This is a genomic window from Methanobrevibacter sp., from assembly GCF_045603845.1.
In the GTDB taxonomy this organism is placed as follows: domain Archaea; phylum Methanobacteriota; class Methanobacteria; order Methanobacteriales; family Methanobacteriaceae; genus Methanocatella.
In genome coordinates this window covers 1-4408 of record NZ_JAZUMY010000007.1, presented here as the reverse complement: position 1 = coordinate 4408, position 4408 = coordinate 1, and the positions used below count along the sequence as shown (strand labels likewise).

Sequence of the window (4408 nt, the reverse complement as noted above, 5' to 3'; positions counted from 1 at the left end):
GATCCGAATATAATTGATGAACTCATTGAAGCCTGCGGATGCAAAACAATTGGGTGGTATGATCATAAAAGAGCATCATGCGGTACAGGATTTAGGCAAAGATATTCTAATCCGGATTTATCATTTACAGCGACAGCAGACAAAATGAATTCACTTAAGGATGAAGGTGTTGAAATTGTAGTGCATTTATGTCCTAATTGCCATATACAATTTGACAGATATCAACCATTAATCTCTAAAAGGGAAGGTAGGGAATTTAAAGCGATTCACTTGAATATTTCCCAATTCATTGCTATTGCAATGGGTGCTGATTGGGAGAGTGTTGTCGGTGTTCAGGCGCACACTTCCAAAATCGATTCTGTGATTACAGAATTAAAGGAGGTTGAATCATGAGTGGAGATTTGAAAATTGGTGTTTTCTTATGTGAATGTGGTGGAAACATCTCCGATACCGTGGATTTGGATGAAGTCAGACAATCACTTGATGTTGAGGTAATAGAACAATTTGAAAATTTATGCTCATTAAATGGACGTAAAATCATACGTGATGCAATTATTGAAAATCATTTGGATAGGGTTGTAATTGGTGCATGTTCACCTATAAGTCATGAAAAAACATTCCAGGATTATGTAAAACCTTTAAATCCTTATTTGATGGATATGGCAAATATAAGGGAACACTGTTCTTGGGTTCATGAGGATAAACAGAAAGCTACAAAAAAAGCCATTACGCTTATTAATGCATCCATAGAAAAGGTCAAGCAGTCAGATGAAGTTAATCCTATTTACTGTCAAACCCCTGATGAGGTAGCAGTTATTGGAGGGGGGATTGCTGGAATGAATGCAGCATTATCCCTTGCACGACAGGGAACAAAAGTCACTATTATCGAACAGTCACCAACATTAGGTGGGCATATGGCTAAAATCGGAAAAGTTTTCTCTCCAGTGAAAATTGCTGAAGAATGCGGTATGTGTTTGCTTAATCCTATTCTAAATGATTTGGTATGGAATGAAAACATAACTGTTTGGACTAACTCAAAGGTTATCAGTGCAAATCGTCATGCTGGAACATATAACCTTATTGTAGAGAAATCTCCAAGATTTGTTGACATCGATAAATGTATCGCATGCGGAAAATGTAGTGATGTCTGTGAAATCAATGTTCCCGATGACTGGAATGAAGGTTTATCTTTAAGGAAAGCAATTTATAGACCATATGGACAATCCTATCCTGAAGCATATGTAATTGACGGGGATGCATGTACAAAGTGCGGGGAGTGTAAACGTCAATGTATGATGGATGCAATTTCTCTAAAACAAAAACCTGAGAAAGTTCCACTTCAGGTAGGTTCTATTATAATAGCTACCGGTCATCAATTGATAGACCCTAATAAAAGGCCTGATTACTCCTATAAAAGACATCCGGATATTATTACACAAGCGGAACTTGGACGTATAACTGGCGTAAATGGACCAACAAAAGGCAAATTATTAAAAGCCAATGGTGAAGTTCCAAAAAGAGTTGTGATGATTCAATGTGTAGGTTCAAGGGATGAAAAGCCGGATGGACATAAGTATTGTTCTAAAATATGCTGTTCGGTCGCATCTAAAAATGCAAACATCATTAAACACAAGTATCCTGGTACTGATGTTTTAATTTGTTATACTGATGTGAGAACTCCTGGAATGTTTGAAAAATACTATAAACATACACAATCTAATGAAGTTAGGTTCTTAAGAGGCAGACCTGGTGAAGTTGCCGTTAAAGGGGATAATTTCATTGTACGTGTTGAAAACACCATTAAAGGTGAATTTGAAGAAATTGAATGTGATATGGTTGTACTTTCAACGGCGATGGAACCCTCTGAAGGAACTAAGGAAATTGCAGAAATCTTAAACATTGGAACTACGGAAGATTCATTCATAAAAGAATCACATCCCAAAATTAAACCGGTTACAACAGATGTTCAGGGAGTATTTGTTTGTGGTACTGCACAAGACCCTAAGGATATTACTGATTCGATAATGCAAGCAACAGCCGCAGCATCTAAAGTCAGTGAATACAATCATGGTGGTGTAGAAATTGAACCATTCATTGCAGATATTGACTATGAAAAATGTCAATTATGTGGGGACTGTTTAGCTAAATGTAAGTTTAAGGCTTTAAGCATTATTGATGATGAACTGGTCTTGGATCCGATGAGTTGTGACGGTTGTGGAAAATGTTTAACTGTTTGTCAACATGGTGCAATCAACATTAACGGTAATATTGATGAGAAGATATTCGCTACAATTAATGGTGTATTATCTAAGAAAGTGGATGGTGAGCGTATCATATTGGTATTCTTGGATTCTATAGGTTATACTGCGGCGGATAATATTGGAGTTAATAGACTGAATTATCCGGAATCGATACATATAATAAAAGTTCACTCTGTTAATCGTGTAAGGCCTAGCCATATTAAATATGCACTTGATAATGGTGCGGATGGAGTATTTATTGGTGAATTCCCCGGTGATTTAATGTATGATGAAGTTGAACGTAAAATCGAAAGGGTGAAAACACAGATTGCAAATGCTGATGAAAATCCGAATAGATTGGCATTTTCAAAGGTATATATTCCTTACTTTGAGGGGCTTGCCCGCAAGTTAAATGATTTTGACAAGCAAATTGAAAATCTGAATGAGATAGAAGGGGTTTGAAAAAACCTCTTAATTTTAATTTTTATTTAAATAAATGGTGTTTTTAAAATGGTTGTACAAGTTATAAAAGCTAAGGATGATAAAATTACAGCAGCTGATTTAATTGCTGATTTGAAAAAGAATAATAAAATTGATTATTCTGGAGTAATTTTCACTTTTGAAGGAATGGTTCGTGGAAAAGATGAGAATATGCATTTGGAAAAGTTGATTTTATCAACTCCTGATGTTGAAAAAACTGTAGATGAAATTGAGAAAATAGTTGACAATACTAAAATTAAATATAATGTTCATGAAATTTCAGTTGTTCATTATATTGGTGAATTTTACACAGGAGACACATTATTTTTAGTTGCTGTTTTAGGTTCTCATAGAAATGAAACCCTTGAAGCATTAAAAGAAACAATTGAAAATGTTAAATTCAATGTAGAATTTAAAAAAGAAGAAATTTCAAAAGAAGGAAGAAAAACAATTTTGGCAGGGGGATAAATCATAACTTCCTGTTCAGTGAAAAGTTTATGACTATTTGATAAAAAGAGAATTCCTCCTTAATGAGGTATTTATTTAATAAATTGAGTTATATATCAATAAAAAGTAGTGGATAATTTGCTACTTTTTTGAGCATTTTTTCTTTGTAATTTATTAAACCGGATTCAATTTGTTGTAGATAAATAAATTACTATTTATCGTCCCAATGGTGAGTGTATTAATGCAAGTTATGTGGGTAATGGTATCTGGTGGGCAGTACTTACTTTTTTATTTCACCAGCAAAACCAACAATCAGAATACTTGAAAGGAGCTCTCATAATTTTAACTACTGTTTGTTTTTAAATTAATTTCCTTTATCAAATATTTAATCTGCTAATACATTAGTTGCAGGCATAGATACTTTTGCAAGTCCATGTGATGAAGTTCTGAAATTTTTATGAATCTGACTTTTTTTAAAATTAGTAGAACATAATTATTGTGAATTAATGAATGAATATTATATTTAATATTTTACTTTTTAGAATTGTGATCGGATTTTTAAAGGTATATTCGATTTTTAAAAGAGGATTGTCTTTTAAACTGCTATTTTTCTGCCCATCATAATTAAGTTCCATAATCAACTCGATAAGTTTATTTTATCAGTTTTTGATATTAAACGACTTGTGTTATTGCATTGCTAAAGTATTATATATGTGGGTATTAATTAAATAGCTATTAATTATATATAACTTAAAAATTAAATTATTAATTAATTAAAATTATTTTGGAGAGGAAGAGTATGAAAGGAGATGTATATTACGGAAAAGGAATTAGGGAACTTGAAGGAGAATACTCCGATTTATATGATGTGGTATCTGATTTGAATGCTACTGTATGGAACGGAAAAGTCTTAGATTATAAAACTCAAAAATTAATCGCTATTGGAATTGCAGCATCAAGAGCCGATGCAAGAGCTACCAAAAAACAAATCAGAAGCGCCATTGAAGTATTGGGCATTACTAAAGATGAAATCGTTGATGTATTGAGAGTAGTCTTGTTGACTTCAGGTATGCCGGCATTTTCCAAATCCCTTCAAATCTTGAACAGTGTCGTTGAAGCAATTGAAGAGGAAAGGGAAGATAAGGCATAATGCCTTTCTTTAATTTTGTTTGTTTTCAGACGATGGATGATTTTAAATCCATTGGATTTCTATTTTTTTCGTAAAGTATCTGTAATGAAAC

Annotated in this window: 4 protein-coding genes; all 4 read left to right on the top strand. The window is 33.2% G+C overall.

Annotated features, from left to right (window positions below):
• On the top strand, positions 1–393 hold a 393-nt coding region (locus ACKI2W_RS00590), incomplete at its 5' end, for a heterodisulfide reductase-related iron-sulfur binding cluster (RefSeq protein ID WP_407378494.1).
• Positions 390–2702, top strand: coding sequence for a ferredoxin:CoB-CoM heterodisulfide reductase subunit HdrA (gene hdrA, locus ACKI2W_RS00585; protein WP_407378492.1), 2313 nt, complete (start codon positions 390–392; stop codon positions 2700–2702). The genes ACKI2W_RS00590 and hdrA, both read left to right, overlap by 4 nt.
• A 48-nt stretch (positions 2703–2750) precedes the next feature.
• Positions 2751–3188 (top strand): molybdenum cofactor biosynthesis protein MoaE, encoded by a 438-nt coding sequence (locus ACKI2W_RS00580; RefSeq protein ID WP_407378490.1) that lies wholly within the window; start codon positions 2751–2753, stop codon positions 3186–3188.
• Positions 3189–3966: 778 nt separating this feature from the next.
• On the top strand, positions 3967–4317 hold the full coding sequence (locus ACKI2W_RS00575) for a carboxymuconolactone decarboxylase family protein (RefSeq protein WP_407378489.1): 351 nt from the start codon (positions 3967–3969) through the stop codon (positions 4315–4317).
• The last annotated feature ends 91 nt before the right edge of the window (positions 4318–4408 follow it).

Coding starts and splice junctions, on each gene's coding strand:
- hdrA (WP_407378492.1), top strand. CDS start 390: ATGAGTGGAGATTTGAAAATTGGTGTTTTCTTATGTGAATGTGGTGGA.
- ACKI2W_RS00580 (WP_407378490.1), top strand. CDS start 2,751: ATGGTTGTACAAGTTATAAAAGCTAAGGATGATAAAATTACAGCAGCT.
- ACKI2W_RS00575 (WP_407378489.1), top strand. CDS start 3,967: ATGAAAGGAGATGTATATTACGGAAAAGGAATTAGGGAACTTGAAGGA.